The 23,741-nt window shown below is 48.2% G+C and carries 23 protein-coding genes; 17 read left to right on the top strand and 6 right to left on the bottom strand.

Annotated features, from left to right (window positions below; translation table 11 throughout):
- Positions 1-130 precede the first annotated feature (130 nt).
- The 6 genes from MHH48_RS23950 (at position 131) to MHH48_RS23925 (ending at position 5,248) form a co-directional block, all read left to right on the top strand.
- Complete coding sequence (locus MHH48_RS23950) at positions 131-349, top strand: helix-turn-helix domain-containing protein (protein ID WP_076325121.1); 219 nt, start codon at positions 131-133, stop codon at positions 347-349.
- Between the two features lie 303 nt (positions 350-652).
- Positions 653-1,132: an 8-oxo-dGTP diphosphatase gene (locus MHH48_RS23945; protein ID WP_076325262.1), complete on the top strand. Its 480-nt coding sequence runs from the start codon at positions 653-655 to the stop codon at positions 1,130-1,132.
- Between the two features lie 18 nt (positions 1,133-1,150).
- Positions 1,151-1,849: an HAD family hydrolase gene (locus MHH48_RS23940; RefSeq protein ID WP_076325120.1), complete on the top strand. Its 699-nt coding sequence runs from the start codon at positions 1,151-1,153 to the stop codon at positions 1,847-1,849.
- On the top strand, positions 1,846-2,271 hold the full coding sequence (fosB, locus tag MHH48_RS23935) for a metallothiol transferase FosB (RefSeq protein WP_076325119.1): 426 nt from the start codon (positions 1,846-1,848) through the stop codon (positions 2,269-2,271). Before MHH48_RS23940 ends, fosB begins: the two co-directional genes overlap by 4 nt.
- Before the next feature lie 46 nt (positions 2,272-2,317).
- Positions 2,318-2,902 (top strand): CDP-diacylglycerol--glycerol-3-phosphate 3-phosphatidyltransferase, encoded by a 585-nt coding sequence (pgsA, locus tag MHH48_RS23930; RefSeq protein WP_076325118.1) that lies wholly within the window; start codon positions 2,318-2,320, stop codon positions 2,900-2,902.
- A gap of 210 nt (positions 2,903-3,112) precedes the next feature.
- Positions 3,113-5,248, top strand: a complete 2,136-nt coding sequence (locus MHH48_RS23925; RefSeq protein WP_076325117.1) for an Ig-like domain-containing protein — start codon at positions 3,113-3,115, stop codon at positions 5,246-5,248.
- A 304-nt stretch (positions 5,249-5,552) separates the two neighbouring features.
- On the opposite strand, the gene MHH48_RS23920 is transcribed toward MHH48_RS23925, so the two are convergent.
- On the bottom strand, positions 5,553-6,662 hold the full coding sequence (locus MHH48_RS23920) for a glycosyltransferase family 2 protein (protein WP_144023505.1): 1,110 nt from the start codon (positions 6,660-6,662) through the stop codon (positions 5,553-5,555).
- 226 nt (positions 6,663-6,888) lie between these two features.
- On the opposite strand from MHH48_RS23920, the gene MHH48_RS23915 reads away from it, so the two are divergent.
- The 9 genes from MHH48_RS23915 to MHH48_RS23875 all read left to right on the top strand — a co-directional run bounded on the left by MHH48_RS23915 (position 6,889) and on the right by MHH48_RS23875 (position 15,851).
- The gene (locus MHH48_RS23915) at positions 6,889-7,347 is read left to right on the top strand and encodes a hypothetical protein (RefSeq protein WP_083659790.1); all 459 of its coding nucleotides are present in this window, start codon (positions 6,889-6,891) and stop codon (positions 7,345-7,347) included.
- Between the two features lie 215 nt (positions 7,348-7,562).
- Positions 7,563-8,450: a PhzF family phenazine biosynthesis isomerase gene (locus MHH48_RS23910; protein ID WP_076325116.1), complete on the top strand. Its 888-nt coding sequence runs from the start codon at positions 7,563-7,565 to the stop codon at positions 8,448-8,450.
- A 61-nt stretch (positions 8,451-8,511) separates the two neighbouring features.
- On the top strand, positions 8,512-8,745 hold the full coding sequence (locus MHH48_RS23905) for a hypothetical protein (protein WP_076325115.1): 234 nt from the start codon (positions 8,512-8,514) through the stop codon (positions 8,743-8,745).
- An 87-nt stretch (positions 8,746-8,832) separates the two neighbouring features.
- Entirely contained in the window at positions 8,833-9,762 is a 930-nt protein-coding gene (locus MHH48_RS23900) for an aminoglycoside phosphotransferase family protein (RefSeq protein ID WP_076325114.1), read from the top strand.
- 267 nt (positions 9,763-10,029) lie between these two features.
- Positions 10,030-10,920, top strand: coding sequence for a TIGR01777 family oxidoreductase (locus MHH48_RS23895; RefSeq protein WP_076325113.1), 891 nt, complete (start codon positions 10,030-10,032; stop codon positions 10,918-10,920).
- A 108-nt stretch (positions 10,921-11,028) separates the two neighbouring features.
- Entirely contained in the window at positions 11,029-11,538 is a 510-nt protein-coding gene (locus MHH48_RS23890; protein ID WP_076325112.1) for a GNAT family N-acetyltransferase, read from the top strand.
- 21 nt (positions 11,539-11,559) lie between these two features.
- On the top strand, positions 11,560-11,865 hold the full coding sequence (locus MHH48_RS23885; RefSeq protein WP_076325111.1) for a hypothetical protein: 306 nt from the start codon (positions 11,560-11,562) through the stop codon (positions 11,863-11,865).
- Between the two features lie 210 nt (positions 11,866-12,075).
- Entirely contained in the window at positions 12,076-15,411 is a 3,336-nt protein-coding gene (locus MHH48_RS23880; RefSeq protein ID WP_076325110.1) for a DEAD/DEAH box helicase, read from the top strand.
- A gap of 101 nt (positions 15,412-15,512) precedes the next feature.
- Complete coding sequence (locus tag MHH48_RS23875) at positions 15,513-15,851, top strand: potassium channel family protein (RefSeq protein WP_076325109.1); 339 nt, start codon at positions 15,513-15,515, stop codon at positions 15,849-15,851.
- 165 nt (positions 15,852-16,016) lie between these two features.
- Here the strand turns inward: MHH48_RS23875 and MHH48_RS23870 are convergent, their stop codons facing one another.
- Positions 16,017-16,499, bottom strand: a complete 483-nt coding sequence (locus MHH48_RS23870) for a hypothetical protein (protein WP_076325108.1) — start codon at positions 16,497-16,499, stop codon at positions 16,017-16,019.
- Positions 16,500-16,643: 144 nt separating this feature from the next.
- Here MHH48_RS23870 and MHH48_RS23865 point away from each other — a divergent pair, with 144 nt between their 5' ends.
- Complete coding sequence (locus tag MHH48_RS23865) at positions 16,644-17,261, top strand: NUDIX hydrolase (protein WP_076325107.1); 618 nt, start codon at positions 16,644-16,646, stop codon at positions 17,259-17,261.
- Between the two features lie 27 nt (positions 17,262-17,288).
- Entirely contained in the window at positions 17,289-19,358 is a 2,070-nt protein-coding gene (locus MHH48_RS23860) for a penicillin-binding transpeptidase domain-containing protein (RefSeq protein ID WP_076325106.1), read from the top strand.
- A gap of 102 nt (positions 19,359-19,460) precedes the next feature.
- Here the strand turns inward: MHH48_RS23860 and MHH48_RS23855 are convergent, their stop codons facing one another.
- From MHH48_RS23855 to MHH48_RS23840, 4 genes are all read right to left on the bottom strand, one after another.
- A complete protein-coding gene (locus MHH48_RS23855; protein ID WP_076325105.1) occupies positions 19,461-20,492 on the bottom strand; it encodes a glycoside hydrolase family 88 protein in 1,032 nt (343 codons plus the stop codon).
- Positions 20,493-20,535: 43 nt separating this feature from the next.
- Positions 20,536-21,369 carry a carbohydrate ABC transporter permease gene (locus MHH48_RS23850; protein ID WP_076325104.1) on the bottom strand — a complete coding sequence of 278 codons (834 nt, stop codon included), beginning with the start codon at positions 21,367-21,369 and terminating at the stop codon, positions 20,536-20,538.
- Positions 21,370-21,374: 5 nt separating this feature from the next.
- Positions 21,375-22,274 (bottom strand): sugar ABC transporter permease, encoded by a 900-nt coding sequence (locus MHH48_RS23845; protein WP_076325103.1) that lies wholly within the window; start codon positions 22,272-22,274, stop codon positions 21,375-21,377.
- Between the two features lie 118 nt (positions 22,275-22,392).
- Positions 22,393-23,733, bottom strand: a complete 1,341-nt coding sequence (locus MHH48_RS23840; RefSeq protein WP_076325102.1) for an ABC transporter substrate-binding protein — start codon at positions 23,731-23,733, stop codon at positions 22,393-22,395.
- Between the last annotated feature and the right edge of the window lie 8 nt (positions 23,734-23,741).

Genomic DNA, 23,741 nt, shown 5'->3' with positions numbered 1-23,741 from the left:
CGAAGCACTGCAAGAAAACAATATCACTTTTTCTAAACCATATAAGATGATTTAAAGATCTACCCATTTTAACCTCCATGTCCAAAATTGGGTAATAAGGAGTAAGACTTTTTAAAAGGACGTGAAGGGAATGGGAAACTCAAGCGAAATCAAAGCCGTTGAACAAGCGATGAAACAGACAACAAATAAACGGATGTATGAGCGTTATCTGGCTGTTCGCCTACGTTTGGAGGGACAAACCCTCGAGCACATATCGAAAACTCTTCATCGCACTCGAAAAACAGTAGGCGGATACATCCAGAAGTACCGCGATGGCGGTCTTGGTGAGCCGGTATCGGCGGATCACTGATGAAACCGGCACTTATCGAAAATGAGCGTTGGGATGAATTAACTGCGCTTGCACGACAATTCACATCCAGTGTGACAAGAGCGAGATGTTAAATGATTAGGTAAGGCTATCATGAAATCATATGAACGAGCAGATGTGCAAAGCTGCTCGTTTTTTTTGGTGCTGGATTTCCATTTCGTGTGGATTCCTTCTGGAAGATATAAATGAAGAATTTCAATGAACCGCTTCCGGTTGTATACTATAACCAAGTAGAATCGTTAGGAATGAGGGATTAGGTTGCAGACCGAAGTGAAGTTGTACACCATGTGTATGATCCAAGACGGAAGCCGAATCCTGCTGATGAATAGACCGGATGCCAAAGGATTTCCCGGTTATATTGCGCCCGGTGGCAAAGTGGATTTTCCGGAAAGCATTGTCAACGGAGCCATTCGGGAGGTGCGGGAAGAAACCGGCTTGATTGTAAAGGACATCATCTATAAAGGCCTTGAGGAATCGTGTGAGCCGAATACAGGGCTGCGGTATATGGTGTTTAATTATTTGGCCACTTCCTTTGAAGGGGAATTGCTGGAGCATCCACCTGAGGGGGAGCTGTTATGGGTGGATAGGGAAGAGGCATTGAAACTTCCCATGCAGGATTGGTTTAAACGCCGGTTTCCGTTATTTTTTGAAGAAGGCACGTTTGAATTAAGCGAGATTTGGGACGAGAAGGTAGGGATTGTTCTGGAAGAAACGGTCAAGCGGTATCCGGCGAAAATACCTCAGGCAGCAGGTATCGTTGAATAACGAAGGGAGCTGTGCGGTATGGCGGTCAGGGCGGTGTTCTTCGATTTATATGAGACGTTAATCACGGAGTTTGCAAACGGCAAGCGGTTATCCAAGAGATCCTATGACTATATGTATAGACTCGGTTTATCGGAAGCGGAGTTTAAACAGGAGTGGAGAACCCGTTTTGAGCGAAGAATGAATGGGCATTTTCCCGACTATCACTCGGTGATTCAGGACATTCTGGATTCGCAGAGTTTGCCCTATCCTCAGGAACACGTGGAGTTCCTTTATCAGTCGAGAGTCAGCGAGAAGAAAATCCCTTTCAATAGGATATCGAATGAAATATGCAGAATGCTGGAACTTCTGCGTAAAAGGGGTCTGAAGCTGGGCTTGATCAGCAATTGCTCGGAAGAAGAGGTGATTTCTTTTGGCCAGAGCGGATTGGCACCTTACTTCGATGACGTCATCTTCTCTTATCAGGTTGGGATAGCCAAGCCGAATGAAGAAATCTATCGATTAGCTTGTGAGCGCTTGTCCGTAACACCGCAGGATTCCCTTTTTATCGGAGATGGCGGATCGGATGAGCTGAGAGGCGCTCGCAGCGCCGGTTTAAGGCCGTATCATGCCTACTGGTACAATACGTTTATTGAGAGCGAGTACGAGAAGATCCATCAACCGCTGCATGTTCTGGATCTTATCGAATCTTCGATAGAAATGGAGTCGCCGGAGCCATGAAACTGCAAGCCATTAACCATCTTTGTTTTTCCGTTTCGGAATTGGAACGGTCCATCGCTTTTTACAGGGACGTGTTTGAGGCCAAGCTTCTGGTCAAGGGGAGAAAGCTGGCTTATTTCGATTTGAATGGACTGTGGATTGCTTTAAATGAAGAAGATGTCGATAGAAGCACCGCGAATAGAACGTATACGCATATTGCCTTTACCTTGGAAGAGAAGGATTATGAAACAACGCTGCTTCGTCTGCAAGCGCTACAGGTGGAGATTCTGCCGGGTAGGTCAAGGGATGTGAAGGACAAGAAGTCGATCTACTTTCTGGACCCGGATGGGCATATGTTCGAGTTTCATACGGGCAGCTTGGAAGACAGGCTGGATTATTACCGCGCGGATAAAGAGCATATGATCTTTTACGATGCCGAATAGTTAGCAGAAACGAACGATTCCAATTGCAGATCGAGGAGATGAGCCGATGAACCTTGCCAACCGTATTACGATAGCCAGAATGCTGTTGATTCCATTATTTATTCTTTTTTTTGCAGAATACCCATTATGGTTGACCGAGAAAAGCGGCTTTTTCGGATTCATTCATGTTTATGGAACCAACATCGCGCTGGGTATATTCCTTCTTGCTTCGGCTACGGACAAGCTGGACGGTTATATCGCGAGGAAATACAATCAAATTACGAATCTCGGAAAATTACTGGACCCGCTCGCGGATAAACTGCTCATTTCGGTCGCCTTAATCATGATGGTTCAATCAGGGATGGTTGCGACATGGATAGCCGTTGTCATCATTGCGCGGGAATTTGTTATCACAGGGCTTAGGATGGTCGCATCCGAGCAGGGAATCGCATTGTCCGCTGACAGTCTCGGGAAATTGAAAATGGTGCTTCAGGTGATAGCCATTGCAGCGGTATTGCTGGACAATTATCCGTTTCAGCTCATCACTATGATTCAAGTGGACGAATTTCTCATGCTAGCCGCAGTAGCCTTGACGATATACTCGGGCATTCATTATCTGTTGAACAATTATAAACTCATTAAATTGAACTGATGGAGTAAGATGACCGTCACTCCGGCTTGAGCTAATTGGGGCAGCTGTTCATTTCATCACGTCGGGATTTTTTTCGAATTCGGCGCTGGGAAATTATCCTACTTTGTGCCTATTTTGGCGTCAGAAGGTAACGATTTAATCCGGGACTGTCGATATAGAGATAGACTGAAAAAAAGCCTGAGAGACAGAAGGTACAAAGGAGAGAAATAAATGAGCTTAAACAGAAAGACAACGAAGATGTTTCTTGTCGTTGTGATGATGTTGGCGATGGTTTTTCCAACCAGCGTATTCGCCGCCTCCGGGGACGTAACGTCGATTGAATTTGATACGAACGAGAGCAAAATTTACTTAACCGTTAATGAAACAACGGAACAACTTCGAGTATTGGCTAACATTGAAGGCTCTTCTACGAAGAAGGATGTAACCAATGAATCGACGTGGAGTTCGTCCAACACAAGAATCGTTAAGGTTGACGGTGGACTCATTATTCCACTGGAGAAAGGTACGGCTCGAATTACGGCAAAATTCAAAGGCGCGATCAAAACGATTGATGTTGATGTCAAATTTGCCATTGACGAGTTTAAACTGGATCAGCCGGATAAAGTGGAACATAAGCTTGGAACGGAAGGTCTAACCGTCAAAGCGTTGGCTGACGGAACGAATGACGTAACAACAGAAGCGAAGTGGACCTCTTCCGATGACAGCGTAGTAAAAGTAAGTAAAGGCGAACTGACCCTTGTAGGTTTGGGAAGTGCAACCGTGACTGCGGAATACAAAGCACGTAAGGCTTCCTTTACTGTCAAAGTCACGGCACCTTACCAAAAGCTTGCGATCGTCCCGGGCGAAGATCTGGAGCTCTTAGTTGGCGATGCACCTGTTGAGCTGAAAGTATTCGCCAAGCAATCGGAGACCGATGCAGGTATGGATGTAACGGATAAGATCGAGCTGAAATCATCCAATTCTTCCGTAGCTGCAATAGAGGATGGCAAGCTAAAACCGGTTGCGTTGGGTAAATCTACGATCAGCGTGAGCTATCTGGGTTCAACGGCCAAACTGGATGTGTATGTGCGCAATCCATATGAAGCTTTAATTCTGGATCAGCCGGATTTCGTCAAGAATCCGGTGCTGTTTATGAATGATTCGATTACGGTACAAGCCAAGGTTCGCAACGCGGCTTCGCAATCCATTGACGTGGCCGGGGAATGGACCTCATCCAACCCGCTGGCCGTATCCGTTAATGGAGGTGTGATTACAGCTAGAGCTTCGGGAACCTCCAACATCAAGGTGAGTTACTTGGGAATCAGCAAAGAATTCACGGTAAAGGTTTATCCGACCGTGACCAAGTTTGAGGCAGCCGATACGGAAGTGGAAGTGCTCAAAGGCGAATCCAAATCTTTCCCTAAAGTGACGGGAACGCTTCTGGACGACGAGAAAGAGGATTTCAGCAGTGCGGTTATCTGGACTTCCAGCGATGAGAAAGTGGTAACGACCGAAGACGGCAAAATCAAAGCCATTGATGCAGGTACAGCAACAATCACCGGTAAGATTGGATCCAGACAAGTAGCGACGGTGCTGGTTACCGTCAATGAAAAAGTGCTGGTGCTGCTGCCGGATGTAGAAGAGTATCAGCTGGTTATGGGCAGAAGCATTGCGCTGCCGAAAGTAAATGCTGTATTTGAAGATGGCAAGGAGAGCGATGTGACCTCCTCCGTTGAATGGTCACTGACGGGTTCGGCAGCTGTCATCAAGGACGGTACGCTTAAGGGATTAACCAAAGGTTCGACGACACTGAAAGGAACTTACTTGAATAAAGACATCAAGATTCCGGTAGTGGTTGAACAGGAAGTTGTAAAAATCGTTGTAGAGCCCGAGAAAATCGATCTCAACATCAAGAAATCCAAATCGATTAAAGTTACAGGCTACTACAGCAATGGCAAGACGGTTTCTCTCTCCTCCAAGATGAATTGGAGCTCGTCGGACAGCGCGATTGTGACGGTATCCAAAACGTCTGTTAAAGCGGTTGCCGAAGGTACGGCTACGATTACGGGTTCTTACCAAGGCAAAGAGGCTACAGTTAAGGTAAACGTAGTTCCGAAATTGAAGAAATTGACGGTAAGCGAGAAGAAACTGAATCTGAAGCCCGGAGACGTTAAGACTGTAACGGTTACTGCTGAATTCGATACCGGCGCGAAAACAAATGTTGGAGACACCGCCGTTTGGACAACCAGCAACTCCAGCGTTGCCAAAGTAACGAACGGACGTATTGAAGCGATCGCGAAGGGAACCGCCCGCATTAAAGGGCAGTACAATTCCAAGACCGTATCCATCACCGTCTCTGTCAAATAGATCCAATAGAATAGCAGCAGCCCGGCTTTTTAGTTGCCGGGCTGTTGTTTTTGCTAAGGGTTGTCTCGTTGCGGATATAATCGTAATCGTCGTTTTGAGCGCTATGGATTACAACATGGTTTGTCTCCCTCATAAATCGGCTCAATTGTGCGCTGGATAACTCATCGTTGTTGTCATCAATAAAGAAATAGCATACATCCAGATGGTCCTGTTCCAGCCGGAGTAATGAAGTCAGAAAATGGTCCAGGATTTCATTCTTCTGCCGTATAGGACTGCCGAGTAGAACACGTGCGTTCCTTTGCTTTCATAAGCTTGGCCTCTCTTGGTCACTTTCGAGCTCCTGCAGCTTGTTTCGGAAATATTCTTGGTTAGCCAGCATCGTCTCATCGCCTGGACGATAGACAAGCGCCTTCTCATTATGCTGATTCGCAAGTACATGAGCTCCGATCCGGTCATAATTAACGGCCAATTGCAGATGAGGCAGCCAGGTCGAGAAGGAGGGATTATGAAATCCCATGTAACCCGGAGGCAGCTCAAGCTCGGTTGCTAGTTTATACCAATAGATGGCTGTGTCATAGTTGTTTTTTACGAAAAAATGGTAACCGATGCGGCAGCAGAATTCTGACCGTGGTGGCGCATAATGCAGGGATCTAATAGAGGATTCAAAAGAGGCTTGCCCGTTTCCGAGCTCATGATGGCAATCGGATAGCCTGCTGCAGGCGGTGAGGATATCCTCAATCCAACCTTTTTCCGTATGTAAAAATTGTTCGTAATAATCAATAGCCTTCTCGAATTGGCCGTGATCCTTTAATTCATTCGCATAATAGAATAAATCTCGTGGTGTGAACGATTCGCCAGCGGTCTCACGCTTCTCGTAGATTCTAAGGTTTCGGCCAGTATCGGGATCATGTTTCGAGCTGAGATGGTTAACCGCGACACCGCTATTGATAATATTGCCGTAGACCTCTAAATACTCATGGACGGGTCCGATCCATCGGAAGCCTCGGTTTCGTTTCACAAGACGGTTGCGCCGGAGACTGAAGGTGACATTACCAAATTCGTCTGAACTTAAATGATAGAGCATAGTAACGGAATCGATGTCGGACGTAAGATTTTCTTTTAGCGCTATTAACTTGAGCTGGTCTTCTTCCAGCAGTATATCGTCAGCATCGAGCCATAGGATATAGTCCTGGGTAGCCTTACTAAAAGCAAAATTTCGTGCAGCCGAGAAATCGTCAATCCACTCAAAATCATAGATGAACTCCGTAAAGGACTCAGCGATTTCTTTTGTATGATCGGTAGAGCCTGTATCGACAATGATGATCTCATCCACGATGTCGGCAACACAGGATAAACAGCGGTTTAAGACGAGTTCCTCGTTTTTTACGATCATGCATAGGCTGATTGTGTTCAATGAAATTACCCCCATGTATGGTTTTGATTCATAAGAATATGCCAGATATATATTCAAGTCAGCTTACGAAATGAACCGGGTAATCCTTAAAGCGAAGCCTTTCTATTCAGAAATGACGCATATCGCCCTTGAAAGCTCAATATTCTAAGTAATAAATGGGGATAGATTATTCTGGGATCACATTCACTTCATGCACAGTAATCATTCCACGAGGAGGGGCTTAAGCATGAGCATGCCGCAGATTCCCGAAGAGACCTTCAGACCGACTAAAGAAGAGGTAGTCATCGGTTTGTTAAAATCGATTGCGATGGAAGAAAACGCGATTGCCCATTTGCTTCATGCCGAAGCCGAGAAGGTTCAGGCTACGATAAATTATTCTACATCAGCAGTAGTTACCGTATCCCTCGGAGCGGGAATCAATCCGGCCTTTACTGTACGAAGGACCTCACCGACTGTAACGGATTTAATCAGCGGATTGTTTCCACTGTTGAATGTTAACGTTGCCTTGGTTCTAACCTTAAGAGCGGTTCTGGGAAATGGTGCTGTGACCTTGGCTGGCGATGTTCAATTGAATGCAGGCGATGTGGTCGGCTTGTTCTACGATGCCAATGGTCTCGCCATTTCGCTAAACCTTGGAGGAGCAACTTCATCTGGTATTGTCTGGTCGATATTCAGATTATCCTAACTCGAAGAGAAATGTACATTATGATAAATCCGGCCATCTTTGGCCGGTTTTTTGATAACTTATAGTCGATAACGTGTGTCCGGATGATATAAAGTATATCGTATGAAGTAAGCCGTTTGTAAATTTGGTCTAGATTTAACAAATGCCCAATGGTAAAATCTTCTCTAATTTCGATCGCAATTCCTAGACGATGCAGAAAGAAGGATCAGAGGAACATGAAATTCATTAACGTACTTCATTATGATGCATTCTCGGTGCAGCCTAACAAGGGAAATCCTGCCGGTGTGGTCTTGAATGCAGATGAACTGACGGAGGAAGAGATGCAATCCATCGCCAGCAGCGTTGGATTCAATGAAACCACCTTTATCTTAAAATCAGATCAAGCAGATATTAGACTGAGATATTTTACTCCCGGTCATGAAATGAACCTGTGCGGCCATGCCACTATGGCATCCATGTATGCCTTGAAAACCAAGGGACTGCTGTCGGAAAAAGAAACCGTGTGGATTGAGACCAAAGTGGGCATTCTGCCCATAGAGTTTCAAAATGCCGAGGGCCAGTTAACCATGAAGATGAAGCAGGATCATCCTCAATTCATATCTTATGAGGGAGATGTGGACCGCTTGGCATCATCCATAGGTCTGAAACGTGACGATTTGGACTTAAGTATGCCCATCGTGTATGGAAGCACGGGGATCTGGACATTGTTGGTGCCGATTAAAGGGTTGGAGCATTTTGAGCGGATGGTCCCTGATAATGCAGTGTTTCCGGACATTTTAATAGAAAATCCTAAAGCCTCACTGCATCCTTTTTGCCTGGAAACGATGGATGCGTCTTCGTTCATGCACGCGAGACATTTCTCATCGCCGTACTCTGGGACCGTGGAGGATCCGGTAACTGGAACTGCATCGGGGGTAATGGGAGCTTATTATTTGACTTACCTGAACCCTGAAGTATCCTCCGCTCAATTTAATATTGAACAAGGCCAGGAAATGGGGAAAGACGGGAGAGTAAATGTTCAAGTGAATCGCTGGAAAGAGACCATGGATGTCTATATATCCGGTACAGCGGTGTTCGTCAAGGAGTTCCAAGTTCGTTATTGATGGATGACCAACGGATGATAGAATCGTCTTCATAAGTTAATAAAAACGAGGAGTGCGACTCATGCAGGAACAAGAAGAAATAAAGATTTATCCCAAAGTGACCAAAATGCTAATAGGCTCTCTGGCGTTTGTACTGCTAGGTAGTGGATTAGTATACGGTGGGATTACATCGGACAACGTGGTTATCTCCATTGTCGGAATCATCTGCGCGTTGTTTTTGGTGCCGGACTGGTGTTTGCCATCACAAAGTTTTACCAATGGACCCGGCACCCTGCCTGGAGGCGGAAGCTCATGAGTATGAATAAAGGCATGACGGGTTAAATCGAAGATGGAATACGTCCAAGTCGAACCCGGATCAGATGATGAAGGAGGAGATCATGTTATGAAAACATTTAAGCCAGAGATGACGTTGGATATGGCGGTAAGTCATCTGAAGTTTATTGAAGGGGAATCGGTAATGAATGTCACCCCCATCGAGATGGGGGAACTGAGTAAGGTGTTCAGTTACCGCAAGGGCGAAGCCGATTATGTCATTCATTTTAAGGATAATGGGGACAGCCTTCATAAAGCGCTTAAAATCTACGATATGTACGGCACGCAATTCCTGCCCATTCCCCGTATCCACAAGATAGGGAAAGTGGAGAATATTCACTTCTCCATTTCGGATAAAGTATCCGGTACGCCGATAAGTGCTCTTGAGCCGCCACAAATTCGAGGGCTCATCCCCGACATCGTTCATCAATTCATGCGAATCCGTCAGATACATATCGGAGAGTCCTATGAAGGCTATGGATGGATTAATCCGGAAGGCAAGGCTGCTCATCATTCATGGCTGGACTACATGACCTCTGTTTTCGATGAGGAGCAAGAAGGATTCTACCACGGGTGGAAGAATCTGTATGAGAGCAGTTTTTTGGAAAAAGATTTTTTTGAAGAAATCTACAAAACCATGATCGAACTGGTTCGCTATTCGCCTCCAGAGCGATATCTTGTACATGGAGATTTCCATTTGGGCAATATGCTGGGAGAGAACGAGAATGTAACGGGGATCGTGGATTGGGAGATGGCCATGTTCGGCGACTTCATGCTGGATGTCTCTGTTCTTCATATGTGGTACCCGATGCTGGAGTTTCCGAAAAGGCTGCAGCAAGCGATGGAGCAGCAAGGCGTCAGTATTCCTTATTTTGAAGAGAGATTGTTAGGCCATCAGTTGTTCAAAGCGCTGGACGGACTCCGTTTTTATGCAAAGAAGGATGATCCCCACAGTTATCAGTTCATGAAAAACCAAATCATGTCTCTATTAAATCAATAGATCCCTACAGATTTTGCTTAGGGGAACGCATTTTGACAGATATGAGAAATTGGCAGATACCGAAGGAACCGGGAAGAAGAGAGAGTTTGGTGTTTTTCTGAAATCATCTTACGATTCCGCGAGTTCTATATGAATGGAACATCTTCTATGAGGAAGGTGTTTTCTTTTTTGTTCTCTATTGAGGAAATGGTATATTGTAAGAATCAATAGATATCATGGAAGTTTATTATGTGGATAAAACAAAGAGAAATGAGCTGATTCTATTCTATGAAAAAGATCGTTTTGGCCGGTGGAACTGGCTTTATCGGAACTTATCTTACGAAAAAATTCACGAATGAACAGCAAACACAAGTACTTATGATATCCCGACGGAAGGGTCATATCGCATGGAACGATCAAGAAGCTATCGTTGCTGCCCTGGAGGGGGCGGATATGCTGATTAATTTAGCAGGTAAATCGGTCAATTGCCGTTACGATGAGAAAAATAAGGAGCTTATAATCAAATCAAGAGTAGATACAACGAATATACTCGGCAGTGCCATCGAGGCATGCCATACTCCTCCGCATACATGGTTTAATTCCAGTACGGCTACGATTTATCGCCATGCGGAAGATAAGCCGATGACGGAGGAGCAGGGCGAAATCGGCTTGGGCTTCTCCGTCGAGGTTGCCAAGGAATGGGAGCGCGCTTTCTTCTCATTCTCGCTGCCTCAAACAAGACAAATCGCTTTGCGTATTGCCATCGTACTGGGACCGGGCGGCGGCGTCATGACTCCTTATGTTAACCTGGTAAAATACGGACTTGGTGGCGTTCAAGGTACGGGCAAGCAAAAGTTCAGCTGGATCCACGTGGAGGATCTGTACCGCATGATTCTGTTTTTACAAGAGAGGGCAGAGCTGAGCGGGGTTTTCAATTGTGCGTCTCCCTATCCGGTTACGAATAAGGAACTGATGGAGCAGCTTCGGCTTTCATTGAATCGCAGATTGGGATTGCCGTCACCTAAATGGCTGCTTGAGCTGGGCGCCCGGCTTATTCAAACCGAAACGGAACTGGTGCTGAAGAGCCGCTGGGTTATTCCGGACAGACTCTGCAAGGCAGGGTTTCATTTTACATACGATACGCTGAATAAAGCACTGGCTGACATCTTGAAGCGATAAGAGGATTCTGACCACGCGTCGTGGTTTTCGCATCGTAAAAAATGATTGCATATGCCAACGGAACGGATAGAATAATTTTATTAGATGAGAGAGAGGGAGTGTCCTATAATGAACCCTGCGTTTTCCATAATAGAAGTCGATCCATTAGAAACCGACATGCATCATCAATTAACGGAATTATTGATTCGGGTAGTTGAAAATGGGGCATCGGTAGGATTCTTAGCTCCGCTGTCTTACGATGAAGCTTTCGCTTACTGGGAGGATGTACTTGGCCCAGGGGTTACCCTGTGGGTTGCCGTGCAGGATGGGCAGATGATCGGCACGGTTCAGCTGCAGTGCGCCATGAAGGCGAATGGTAGACACCGGGCCGAGGTAGCGAAACTGATGGTGGATCCTGCATCCCGTCGCGGCGGCATCGGCAGAGCGTTGATGCTGCATCTGGAGCCGAAAGCCAAGCAAGAGGGTAGAACCTTGCTGGTCTTAGATACCCGGGAGGGGGACCCCTCCAACAAGCTGTATCAGTCTCTGGGTTATATCCAAGCTGGAGTCATACCCGATTATGCCATATCCTCTAACGGCCAACTGGACGGGACGGTGCTGTATTACAAACGTATCTAAGCCACGAAGCGGAGGGAGTGGATGAATCGAGATGAGCGATTCTATCGCAAATGGACGGCGATTCGGGCGAAGGGAAAAGGCAGGTTTGTGCTTTCACGGGGCCTTTTCCATGGCTTTTTATTATATATTGTGTGGGCTGCAGCCACCTGGTTTCTTGACAAGGACAAGTTTGATCCTGATTTTTTTATAACACGGTATTATTATTATTTTCTTATCTATATGATTGTCGGTTTCATTATTTCTAGCGGAGCATGGAGAGGCCAAAACACCCGCTATGACAATTTGACCCGTTATTATGAGAAACAGAGGAAGAAGAACTTGCCGTAGCGGCGAGTTCTTTTTTTTGATATCAGTAAGGATAAACTCCAAAGTATGGGCCTTCCTGATATGGCACGAAAAATATCCCAGTAAATGCGGTCAGTTTTCTGAGAATGTACGTCGATAGACGTTTTCGAATATCGGCCATCGGCATTACTAGCCTTTCCGCACAAAATGGTATACTGTTTTTTAGCAGTAAATAGAGAAGGGATTGTGGTTATGGGTTACCAACTGACCGAACGGGTGATCAAACTATTATGCGGAAAGACCTCCTATGATCGTGGCGGGGTTTTATATAGAGATGGACATGTAACGATGCTGAAACAAGATCCGGACACTCGAAAATACGAGGCAGAAGTGACGGATCAGGAGTCGGGTATCGCCTATGCCGAGATTGACTCGAACGGGGATGTATTCACCGAATGCAGCTGCATCGATTATGGATTCTCCCGGAAGCGGTGCAGACATATTGCGGCGCTGCTCCTGAACATCCGTGATATTGAGCAAACGGTGGAAGCTCCGATACGCCCTTATCCATCGTTATTACATCCTTCAGGTAGCGGAAATACAGAAGACGGGCAATTAACGCCTCGGTATTCTCCGGAGCATGACAGAAGCTCGGATGAAGGGGAACAGGATGCGCTGCTCAGCAGCCAGCTGCTCGGATTGTTCTCTTATTCCGAAGGCCGGAGGGCCACGGCAGCGTCCAGGTTTGACACCCGAGAAGTTCTGGAGATGGAGTTCATCTTCAAGTTATATCCTTACGGAAATCGGAAATACTTGTTCGGCGTAGAGCTGCGAATAGGTAAGAAACGATTGTATATCGTGCAGCGGATTCGAGAGTTTCTGGCGTGTGTAAAATACGGCAAAACCTGCATGTTCACGAAGAATTTCACATACGATCCGGAGCTGCACAGTTTTAAAAAGGAGGATGATGATATTCTCCAGGAGCTGATTCGTGTATACGAGCATGAAAGCATGTTTAAACAGTCACTGGACATGTATGCTCCGCATGGCAAACACGGAAGCGGTGACCGAATGCTGATTATTCCTCCCACTTTTTGGCCCCAAGTAAGGGAACGATTATCCCATTCGAACCATTCCCTGTTGTCTTTAGACGGGATCCTCACGGATAAGCTGGAATTCGTTCAAGATCCGATCCCCCTTCAATTCGAGTTTGATGAAGCCGGGAATGATCAATACCTGATGAAGATCAAGGGACTGGAGCGAATGATCGTTCTGGAAAGTTACGGACTCGTCATTGTGGACGGTAAGCTTATTCAGCTTGAATTGGATGCTTGCAGAAGACTCTCCGAGATGAAGCAGCTGCTTGAGAATGCGAATAAACCGCATATCCGGATTCAACCTGAGATGATGGAGTCCATTATGGAGCGGGTGGTTCCGGGATTGATGAAGCTTGGAAGTGTCCATGTGGCACAGACCGTATCTGACCGCATTGTCAAAACGCCTTTAAAAGCGAAGCTCTATCTGGACCGGGTGCGTGGCCGGCTTTTGGCCGGACTCGAATTTCAATATGGAGAAATCACCATTAATCCGTTGGAGGGGCATCGCGCCATACGCAGCAGCAGCTCGATCCTCGTTCGCGACGGAGAGCAGGAGCAGCGGATTCTTGAGCTCATGGAGAACGCCTCCTTTGCCAAGACCGATGGCGGTTTCTTCATGAACGATGAGGATGCCGAATACGATTTCCTGTATCATACGATCCCGCAGCTGGAGAAGCTGCTGGTTGTTTATGCAACGACGGCCGTGAAGGAACGGGTGCTTACTGAACCGATGGGCGCCAAGGTGCGGGTGGAGGTCGACGAACGGACGGATTGGCTTGAATTGAAGTTTGATATGGAGGGGATTCGGGAAGCCGAAATTCGGGAGATCGTCAAATCGCTTGAAGAAAAACGCAAATATCACCGGTTGCGAAACGGCGCGCTGCTTCCGCTGGAAAGCGCCGAGTTCCAGGCAATGGTTGCTTTAATGAACCGGGTAGGGCCTTGGTTATACGAAGGGGAGGGCACGCAGTTCAAAATGCCGGCAGTCCAAGGACTTCAGCTGCTGGATTGGGAAGATTCGGGATCAACGGTCCAGCTTGGCCGATCCTTGCGCCAAATGCTGCAGCATGTGAAGAATCCGGATCATTTGGATTTTGCCGTGCCGCCGAGCCTTGAAACGGTCCTCCGGGATTATCAGAAGTTTGGTTTCCAATGGATGAAGACGATGGCCCACTACCGCTTCGGCGGCATCTTGGCCGATGATATGGGCCTTGGTAAAACGATTCAGAGCATTGCATTCATTCTGTCAGTACTTCCGGAGATCAGAGAACGTAACGAACCTGCGCTGATCGTGGCGCCGGCCTCTCTGCTCTATAACTGGCATAATGAGCTCCAGAAGTTTGCGCCCGAGATCAAGGCCGTCATTGCCGATGGTACGCAGACCGAACGGGCTAAAATCATACAGAATGCGGGGAACGCAGATGTCATCATTACTTCTTACCCGCTGCTCCGCAGGGACGTTGAGCGCTATGCGAAGCTGCCGTTCTTAACGTTAATTCTGGATGAAGCCCAATTCTTCAAAAATTACACAACGCAAACGGCTCAGGTAGTCAAAACGCTGCATGCCCGTTATCGGTTTGCTCTGACAGGTACCCCGGTCGAGAACCGACTTGAGGAACTATGGTCCATATATGATGCCGTTTTCCCGGCACTCTTTGGAGATCGAAAAACGTTTCAGGAATTGCCGAAAGAAACCGTGGTGAGGCGAGTGCGTCCCTTCCTGCTTCGCAGGCTGAAATCGGATGTGCTCAAGGAGCTGCCGGAGAAGATCGAGATGGTTCAGGCATCGGGCCTGCTGGTCGAACAGAAGAAGCTCTATACCGCCTATCTTGCGAAGTTAAGGCAAGAGACGCTCAAGCATTTGGCGCAGGATGGCTTTCAGAAGAGTCGGATTCGCATCTTAGCGGGCATTACTCGTCTGCGCCAGATCTGCTGTCACCCGGCCCTATTCGTGGAGGGCTATGAGGGTAGTTCGGCCAAGTTTGAGCAGCTTCTGGAAACCATTGAGGAATGTCGGCTTGCGGGAAGACGGATGCTGGTATTCTCCCAGTTTACGGGGATGCTGAATCTGATTGCCGGGGAGCTCGGATATCGGGGGATCCCGTTTTTCTACTTGGATGGACAGACTCCGGCATCGGAGCGAGTGAAGCTGTGCGAACGCTTCAACGAAGGAGAACGGGAAGTGTTCCTCATATCACTGAAGGCAGGCGGAACGGGGCTAAACCTGACCGGGGCCGATACGGTGATCTTGTATGATCTGTGGTGGAACCCTGCTGTAGAGCAGCAGGCGACGGACAGGGCACATCGCATCGGACAGAAGAAGGTTGTGCAGGTGATACGGCTGGTGGCGCAGGATACCATCGAGGATAAAATGGTCGCCCTGCAGCAGAAGAAGAAGGATCTGATCGAGGAACTGGTTCAACCGGGAGAAGAGTCGCTTCCAAGCTGGACCGAGGCGGAAATCCGGGAACTGCTGACGCTTCAGGGTTAAGCCTCTAAGTGTGGATGGGCCCAGGGGATAAACGCTGATATAATAGCTGTATGTGATTTATGTAACGTATACTCCAGTCATAGAATAGGACGGTTTTCGGGATGATATCTTTTTTACTAACGTTAAAACGTCTCTTCAGCGGTCTGTTTCGAGCGTTTAAGCAGCGGTATTTTGTAGCGCTGTTTGTATTGATCGTCATTATGCTGATATCGGGTACGATGTTTTATACCAGGCAGGAAGGGTTATCGGTGCTGGATGCCCTGTATTTCTGCATAGTGACGTTGAGTACAGTAGGTCATCCGGAATTCGTGCCGCAGACACCGCTTGGTAAAACATTCACGATGGTGTATATTGTCGTCGGTACGGGTTTATTCCTTGGGATGGCTGGACAATTGGCGTATGCCTTAATCCGAACGAATCAAAGGGATGAGAAAGACTGAATTCCTAATGGAAAAAGGAAACATTCCAGGCGTTTGAACTGTGAACCGATTGGGGAAGGTTCAGAGAAAACCGTCCTGGACTTAACTAGCAAGCAGATGACCTCGAATTCGTCGAGGTCATCTTTTTTTATGAACACTGATATCGCTTTAGTTGAGCTGCTTACCCTATTGGACCGTTACCGCAAAATAAAAGCTGGCGCGTCCCTGCTCCAGAGGCCATGTACAATGAATTTCGTACAGGTACGAGCCGGGTTCTGTCGGTACGGTATATCCGTCGATATCAGGATCCGTCAGGTTTTGAATGGTGAAACCATGAATTCCTTCCGGTGGCGTTGTCTGAATGTCGGTACCGCCTGTGACGGCAACCGGCGCCATATCCTCGAGCTTGGGCGGAGCCGCATCCGTTGTCACGCAGTTATTTCTGTTGCACCAGGAGTAACCACTACGCCGAAGCGGGATTTCTGTACCCTCGATCACCACCTTGGGCAACGGAGGTTCGGCGGAATTTACCCACAGGGTTTGGATGGCTTTGCGGGCATTTTCCTTTGAGATCGGTTTTGAATTCTCTGACCTCGATCCGACATAATAGCCCGTACCGAACACAACGATTAGCAGGATTACATATAGAACCGATCGGGTTTTCTTCATGTAATAAAGCCCCCTTAATATATCACTCGTCTCATAATCAGGCGGAAAATATGTTATAATTTTGAAATCAAACACTTCCATTATAAACCAATCGTGGGTAGCAGGCGTTATATATATGAGAAGAAATCGAAGAGGGATGAATCTATGACACTAAAATGGTTGGATTGGGCAAAAGAGATACAGGCGATCAGCCAGGCCGGACTGGAATATACGAGGGATGTCTATGACAAGGAACGGTTTGAGCAGCTAAGGGAGCTCAGCATCAAGATCATGCAGGAGTATACCGAAGCAGGCGACGAGAAGATCCGTACGCTCTTTGCGAATGAAACCGGATACCAAACGCCGAAGGTGGACGTCCGTGGCGTTATTTTTCAAGAGGGGAAACTACTTCTGGTGAAGGAAAAGGCCGACGGGGCTTGGGCATTGCCGGGAGGATGGGCGGACATCGGTCTATCGCCTGCCGAGGTTGTTGTGAAGGAAGTGAAGGAAGAAGCGGGTTATGAGGTACGCGCAACGAGATTACTGGCTGTATTGGATAAGAAGTTTCATAACCATCCGCCTTCGGCCTTCCATGTGTACAAAATGTTCATTCAGTGCGACATTACAGGCGGAGCTGCAGGCGTGGGAACGGAGACGTCTGCGGTCGGTTTTTTCCGGCTGGACGAACTGCCTCCGCTGTCTGAAGAACGGAATACCCAGGAACAGCTGCAGCGAATCTTTGAATTCGAGAAACAGCCTCATCTGCCAACTTGGCTGGATTAAACCATATAACAAAGGAGCGTAGACAATGTGAAGGGTTTTAAAATTTATAAGGACGTACCGGATGAAACGGAAATGAAACGCAGATATAACGGACGGATTAATATTTTCTTTTTTAGTGCATTTCTTATCTTTTGCGTCATTATCGTTCGCATGGCCATATTGCAGTTCGTTGAGGGACCCGAGCTTGCGAGTCAGGAAACCGGTGGAGAACAGAAGCACTTCCCGCTGCAGCCGATCCGGGGATCCATCATCGATGCGTCCGGCACCAAGCTTGCTTACTCTACGGCTTCGAACTCTTTGTATATCACGCTCATGAAGGATTACAGCAAGAAGACGGACAAGGGAAAAGCGAACAGGCCGGAAGCCGAGAAGATGGCAAAGCAGATCGTCCAGGCGTTTAACAAGTATGGAGACCCCAAGGCGGAACCGATAACGGTGAAGAAAGTGATTGAAGACCTGGATTTGGAATATAACAAGCAGCATGGTTATGAACCCAGACGCATCAAGACGGATTTGACGAAGGAAGAGATCGCTTATTTCATGGAGAACCGCGCCAAGTTCCCCGGCGTCCAGATTGTGGAGGAGAATGTAAGGCATTATGATCCGGATACGGTTGCCGTTCAGACGATCGGATACTTGCGGAAGTTCGGAGGCTCCAAATCCGTAAAGGATTATGAGGTTATCGATCAAAGCAACAAGGATCAGGAGAATCCCGGCTTGATCTACACGGAAGAAGAGTCGGTGGGGTATGACGGATTGGAACGGATGTATCAGGAAGAACTGCGCGGCAAGAGCGGGTATCTCAGCATTCCGATTAATCCGCAGAATATGGTGGATGGCGTTCCAACGATGGTTGCTCCTGAAAAAGGCCTCAATATCCACACCACGATCCATAAAGACATTCAGCTTGCGACAGAGCAAGCCATTATGGATCGGCTTCAATATCTTCATACCAATCCGGTATCGGGTAAGCTTCATAAGGATGCTGTCACCGGCTACGCCGTCGCCATGGAAATTGATACTGGCCATGTGGTCGCGATGGCCAGCATGCCGGATTACGACCCGAATGTTTGGGGAAGCGGAGGCAAAATTACACAAGATGTCGTGGACTCGTCGGGTAATGGCACGATCACGATATACGGATCAGGCAGATCGGGACACGGGTTCGAGTCCATGATTTTTCTCGGTTCCGTTATTAAGCCGCTGACGGTGTTGATCGGGCTAAATGAGGGGTTGTTTGGCCCTAACGATACGTATAACGATCAAGGGTACGCTTCGATAGGTCGGGAAGGAAGCGAAACGAAAATTCGGAACTCCAGCGGCCATAGAATCGGACCCATTAAACCTCAGCAAGCGATTCAGCAATCATCGAATGCCTTCATGATCGATTGGGTTGGTAAAAAGTTAGTCAGCAAGTATGGCGGCGAGAAGGGCGTTACGGTCTGGGATGAGTATATGGAGCAGTTTGGTCTTGGAGTAGTAACGGGGAGTGGTTTGCCTAAGGAGCATAAAGGACTGAAAAATTATACTGATACAAAAGCAGCGGGAAGTAATCTTGCGGCGTTAGCCTACGCTTCCTTCGGTCAGCAGGGTAAATACACCCCTCTACAGCTTGCTCAATACACGGTGATGCTGGCGAATGAAGGCAAGCGAATCAAGCCGCAGCTGGTCAGCAAAATAACGGATCAGAATGGAAAAGTGGTCAAGGAATTCGGGCGCGAGGTCCTTAATGAAGTTGATTTTCCCAAGCAATACTGGCACACCATTAAACAGGGGATGAACACACAAGGTATCGCGGGTTTCGAAGATTTTAAATATGATTTTGCCCGCAAAACAGGTACATCCGAGCAATCATATAAAGGTGTTAACCTTGATAACGGCGTTTTCATCGCCTTTGCTCCACGCGATAATCCGAAGCTGGCGGTGGCCGTCGTTGTCCCGGAAGGCGGCTTCGGTTCGCAAAGCGCTGCGCCGATTGCGAGGAAAATATTCGACGCTTATGATGAAGTCTACGGACTTGACGGAACGCCGCATCCGAAGAAGACTGAAGAGCAGAAGAAGGAAAGCGGTGAGGACGAGACAGAGGACAATAGATAAGAACCGTAGTCGCAGAATCGCGTTAAATTGCATATAACAAAAAGGCAGGCTGTAGAGGCGAACTTGATCCTCTCCAATCCTGCCTTTTGGTATCCCATTTAATCAATAAGGATTGCTCCTGATCTTCAGCACTTCTGCGAGAAAGGTTAAGGCCAGTCCTTGCCCCCAGCCTTGTATCCGCTTATCCGGCACGCCTCTGTATCCTGCAGTATCCTTCATGACGGCCGTTCCCGCGGATACGCCGGTAACGGTGCCATCCTCAGTGATCTTGGACAAAATGCCGTCGATCGACTTCTGCGTGTATTTATTGTAGATGCGTCCTTTGGTCAGCAGGGCAGCAGCGATACCGGCCGACCCGGATGTTTCCAGCGGAGACTGCGGATCGGTCGTGATTGTATGCCACAGGCCGGATTCATGCTGCAGCCGAACCAGGGCGCTGAGCTGGTCGCGTAGCGAGCCTTCGATGATCATGAAGGAGGGATGCGTAACCGGGACGAGCTCCAGGGCACGGGCCATCGTAAGGGCAGCCCAGGCGTTGCCCCGGCACCAGAAGACGCCTGACATATGGTTGCCGGCGATATTGTCCCAGCCGTGGTAATACAGATTTGTAACGGGATCCTGCAGGCAATCCTCATGGCCATGATATTGCTTCAGACCATCCTCGAAATAATCCTCCCGGTCCAGCATCACGCCAATCCGAAGCAGGAAGTAGCCTGCCATGAACATGGTATCAACCCACGCCTGTTCCGGAAAGTTATACGTTTCGGAGTTCACTGTATGCTGAAAGATGCCGTTGCCGAAACGCAGCGCATCATGCGTGAGATAATCGGCCATTTCCTTGGCCGTTTCGATATAACGCTCATCCTCATAAACCTCGTACAACGTTAACAAGGAGTGGCCGATGGAGACGCCGTTGACGGACAGCTTGGGCAACCCCTCCTCCATGTTTTCGTCGACCCAGGCTTTCAGCCGTTCCAGATACTCCTTCTTGCCGGTGGCCTTATAGGCTTCGCATACTCCGTAAAAGGCAACCCCGCCCGGCCAATCCCAGCTGAAATCCATGCGAAAGGTCCGGTCGACCACGCGGTCTATGACATGTTCAATCTGTTGATCATCAAATACAAGTGCAGGCATCGTATGAGCTCCCTTCATATTCCATTGAATTTATTCTATTGAATTACCCTTTCAATCCCGTTGTGCTGATCCCTTCCACGATGTATTTCTGGAAGATGAAGAAGACGATGACGACCGGCAGCAGCGATAAGGTAGCCATGGCAAACATGCCGCCCCAGTTATTGAGCGACTCCCCGTCAAGGAATAGCTTCAAGGCGAGTGATACCGGGTATTTCTCCGGATTGTTCAAGTAAATAAGCGGATTGATAAAGTCATCCCATCTCCAGTAGAAGGAGAAAATCGAACACGTGATCAGAGCGGGCACGATCAACGGCACAACGACCCGGAAGAATATCCCGTATTTGCTGCATCCGTCAATTTTGGCGGCTTCGTCCAGCTCCTTCGGAATCGTGCGGATGAACTGCATGATCAGGAAGATAAAGAACGGAATTCCGAAGAATTGGGGAACAATTAACGGCTTAAAGGAAGACAGCCAGCCGAATTTAGCGAACATCACATATTGCGGAACGATCACGACATCATGGGGCAGCATCATTGTAATCATCATGCAGGCGAACCAGAATTGCTGGCCGAAGAATTTGGTCCGAGCCAGGCCGAAGGCGACAAGCGCGGAGGAAGCGACGGCACCAATGGTGGATATGATGACAATGATAAAAGAATTTTGAAAGAAGGTACCGAAGGTAGTTCCGGCAAAACCCTTCCAGCCTGTAGCATAATTTGAGAATTCCAGCCGACTCGGAATCAGGCTGTAAGCCGTCGTGAATATTTCATGGTTAGGTTTAAGCGAGCTTGCCACCAGCCACAGAATTGGATAGGTCATGCCGAGGGCGAACAATCCGACCAGGGTATGGTAGAGGAAACGTCTGGATTTGGTCATAACCGTCAATCTCCTTTCGACTCGTAATGAACCCAGCGGGTAGATGATCTGAAGATGAGCAGGGTTAGGGCACCAACGATAATGAGCATGATCCAGGCAAGCGCTGACGCGTAACCCATTTCAAAATGCGAGAACGCCTTGCGGTACAAATAAAGCGAATAGAGCAGCGTTTGATCGAGTGGTCCGCCTTCTCCGCGCGAAATGATGTAGGCAGGGGTGAAGGTCAGGAACGCAGAAATCGTCTGAAGCGTCAGATTGAACAAAATAATCGGACTGAGCATAGGCAGCGTAATTTTGAAAAAGCGATGGACCGCGTTGGCGCCGTCCACGCTGGCAGCTTCGTAGTAATCCCTTGGGATATTCTTCAAGCCAGCCAGAAAAATGATCATCGAGGAACCGAACTGCCAGATGGACAATGCGATCAGCGTCCAAAGCGCCGTGCTGGGATTCCCGATCCAAGAGGTCGTGGAGTGGATCCCGAAGAGGGACAGGGCAGAGTTCACGAGTCCCTTGTCGCCGAATATCTGCTGCCACATGATGGCCACGGCCACGCTTCCGCCGATGAGAGAAGGCAAGTAGAAGGCGGAGCGGTACAGCCCCACGGCCTTGGTCGCGGTATTCAGAATCATGGCAACAAATAGAGCGAAGATGAGGCGGAGGGGGACGCTGGCAAATACATAGGTGAACGTGACCTGAAACGACTTGCCGATTTTGTCGTCCTCCAGGAACAATCGCTCATAATTCCCGAGGCCCAGCCATCTTGGCGCTTCCATCAGATTATAATTGGTGAACGAATAATACAGGGACGAGAGGATTGGATATAAGGTAAAGATGAGAAAACCAAGAACGAACGGCGCTGAAAACACGTAACCGGTGATGTGTTCGCTCTCACGGAGCCTCTTCATAGATTTCAACCCCTACGATTCAGATTTGGTTGCGCCCCGTGCAGGGGTCACTGATATAAAAAGGCATCTCTTGCACAGGAAAGATGTGCCGGAGATGCCTTGTCTAGCCGTATCCTGGTTATTGCTGAGATCTGGCCAAGATGGCGTTCGCTTCCTTGCGGAATTCAGCCGCGGCATCTTCGATCGAGATTTTCTTGAACAGAATACGTTCACTGAGATCTCGCAGCAGCTTCTCGATCTCCACCGCGCCAATCGGGTTTGGAGGATCGCCTGGCGTGCTGTTGGCCTCAGCCCAAGTGACATAGTCGAAAATTTTGGCTTCGTTCTCCGAGAGTAGTGGCTTGAGCTCTTCCTTCACCTTGGCGGATACGGGAACGCCGCGCTCGCCCTTAATCAGCTTGTTGGCCTCGATGTCGTTAATGAAGAAGCTGATGAATTTAGCGGCTTCCTCTTTATGCTTGGACGTTTCGGTGACCGAGAAGTACATCGAAGGTTTCAGGAAAAGACCGTCCTTCGTTCCAGGCCCTGGCATCGGATTCAGCTCCAATGGACGATCGGTGACCAGATTGGCCACTGCAAGGAACTGGTTGGACCAGCCCGTGCCCGATATGGAGTTGCCAAGGACAATTTCATCCTCTTCCGCTACGCCTTTCTTCTGGGCTTCCTTGTCCAGAGAGAGGATATATCCGTTGTCGTACCATTTCTGATAGCGTGTGAAATAATCGATAAAGGGCTGGTCGTCACTGTATCCGATCGTTTTACCGTCAGCGCTGTACATTTTCTGGCCGATAGTTCTTAGGTAGTAAGGGAAGAAGACGTCATGCCGGTAAGCAAAGCCTCCGATCTGCAGGCCTTTTTCCTTGGCTTGGGCACCCATTGCGTCCATGTCGTCCCAAGTCCATTCTTTGGATGGAATATCGATGCCGTTCTTCTTCATCGTTTCAACGTCGAAGGTGGTCTGAAGTGCGTTCACGCCGAGGTTCATGGCAACGAGCTTGCCGTTGACCTCACCGCCGCTCAGCGCATTCTCGCTGACATCGGCGACATCCAGCTCGCCGCTTTCGGTGAACGGCTTCAAATCCGCCAGCTGATTCCGGCCAGCATATTGATTCAGATAGGAGATGTCCATTTGAATAATGTCCGGGAGTCCGCCAGCCACCGCTTGAGGGGCAAGCTTTTTCCAGTAGTCATCGAATGGAGCATACTCCGGCTCAATCGTGACATGCGGATTCTGGGACTCATACATTTCAATGACCTTCAAGGTATAATCATGCCGGGACTGTCCGCCCCACCAAGCAATGCGGAGTTTGACCGGATCCTTGCTATCGCTTGCAGCCGGTGGCGGTGTCTCCGTTCCGGTTCCGCCGCTGGCTGGCGGTTCTGCAGCGCCGCCGCCCGAACAACCAATCAAGCTTCCGATCAGGGAAAACATCAGAACCGTGTTTAACACTTTTTTCATTCCATTTC

This window comes from Paenibacillus sp. FSL F4-0100 (assembly GCF_037993005.1).
In the GTDB taxonomy this organism is placed as follows: domain Bacteria; phylum Bacillota; class Bacilli; order Paenibacillales; family Paenibacillaceae; genus Paenibacillus_AQ.
Note: the sequence above shows the minus strand (reverse complement) of the source record. Positions and strands in the feature narration are given on the sequence as shown.

What these genes read in the sequence shown, in the direction of transcription:
- MHH48_RS23855 (WP_076325105.1), bottom strand. Translation starts at nt 20,492, where the DNA reads ATGCCTGCACTTGTATTTGATGATCAACAGATTGAACATGTCATAGAC.
- MHH48_RS23890 (WP_076325112.1), top strand. Translation starts at nt 11,029, where the DNA reads ATGAACCCTGCGTTTTCCATAATAGAAGTCGATCCATTAGAAACCGAC.
- MHH48_RS23895 (WP_076325113.1), top strand. Translation starts at nt 10,030, where the DNA reads ATGAAAAAGATCGTTTTGGCCGGTGGAACTGGCTTTATCGGAACTTAT.
- MHH48_RS23910 (WP_076325116.1), top strand. Translation starts at nt 7,563, where the DNA reads ATGAAATTCATTAACGTACTTCATTATGATGCATTCTCGGTGCAGCCT.
- MHH48_RS23945 (WP_076325262.1), top strand. Translation starts at nt 653, where the DNA reads ATGTGTATGATCCAAGACGGAAGCCGAATCCTGCTGATGAATAGACCG.
- pgsA (WP_076325118.1), top strand. Translation starts at nt 2,318, where the DNA reads ATGAACCTTGCCAACCGTATTACGATAGCCAGAATGCTGTTGATTCCA.
- MHH48_RS23905 (WP_076325115.1), top strand. Translation starts at nt 8,512, where the DNA reads ATGCAGGAACAAGAAGAAATAAAGATTTATCCCAAAGTGACCAAAATG.
- fosB (WP_076325119.1), top strand. Translation starts at nt 1,846, where the DNA reads ATGAAACTGCAAGCCATTAACCATCTTTGTTTTTCCGTTTCGGAATTG.
- MHH48_RS23875 (WP_076325109.1), top strand. Translation starts at nt 15,513, where the DNA reads ATGATATCTTTTTTACTAACGTTAAAACGTCTCTTCAGCGGTCTGTTT.
- MHH48_RS23845 (WP_076325103.1), bottom strand. Translation starts at nt 22,274, where the DNA reads ATGAAGAGGCTCCGTGAGAGCGAACACATCACCGGTTACGTGTTTTCA.
- MHH48_RS23840 (WP_076325102.1), bottom strand. Translation starts at nt 23,733, where the DNA reads ATGAAAAAAGTGTTAAACACGGTTCTGATGTTTTCCCTGATCGGAAGC.
- MHH48_RS23850 (WP_076325104.1), bottom strand. Translation starts at nt 21,369, where the DNA reads ATGACCAAATCCAGACGTTTCCTCTACCATACCCTGGTCGGATTGTTC.
- MHH48_RS23870 (WP_076325108.1), bottom strand. Translation starts at nt 16,499, where the DNA reads ATGAAGAAAACCCGATCGGTTCTATATGTAATCCTGCTAATCGTTGTG.
- MHH48_RS23880 (WP_076325110.1), top strand. Translation starts at nt 12,076, where the DNA reads ATGGGTTACCAACTGACCGAACGGGTGATCAAACTATTATGCGGAAAG.
- MHH48_RS23885 (WP_076325111.1), top strand. Translation starts at nt 11,560, where the DNA reads ATGAATCGAGATGAGCGATTCTATCGCAAATGGACGGCGATTCGGGCG.
- MHH48_RS23950 (WP_076325121.1), top strand. Translation starts at nt 131, where the DNA reads ATGGGAAACTCAAGCGAAATCAAAGCCGTTGAACAAGCGATGAAACAG.
- MHH48_RS23900 (WP_076325114.1), top strand. Translation starts at nt 8,833, where the DNA reads ATGAAAACATTTAAGCCAGAGATGACGTTGGATATGGCGGTAAGTCAT.
- MHH48_RS23925 (WP_076325117.1), top strand. Translation starts at nt 3,113, where the DNA reads ATGAGCTTAAACAGAAAGACAACGAAGATGTTTCTTGTCGTTGTGATG.
- MHH48_RS23865 (WP_076325107.1), top strand. Translation starts at nt 16,644, where the DNA reads ATGACACTAAAATGGTTGGATTGGGCAAAAGAGATACAGGCGATCAGC.
- MHH48_RS23915 (WP_083659790.1), top strand. Translation starts at nt 6,889, where the DNA reads ATGAGCATGCCGCAGATTCCCGAAGAGACCTTCAGACCGACTAAAGAA.
- MHH48_RS23940 (WP_076325120.1), top strand. Translation starts at nt 1,151, where the DNA reads ATGGCGGTCAGGGCGGTGTTCTTCGATTTATATGAGACGTTAATCACG.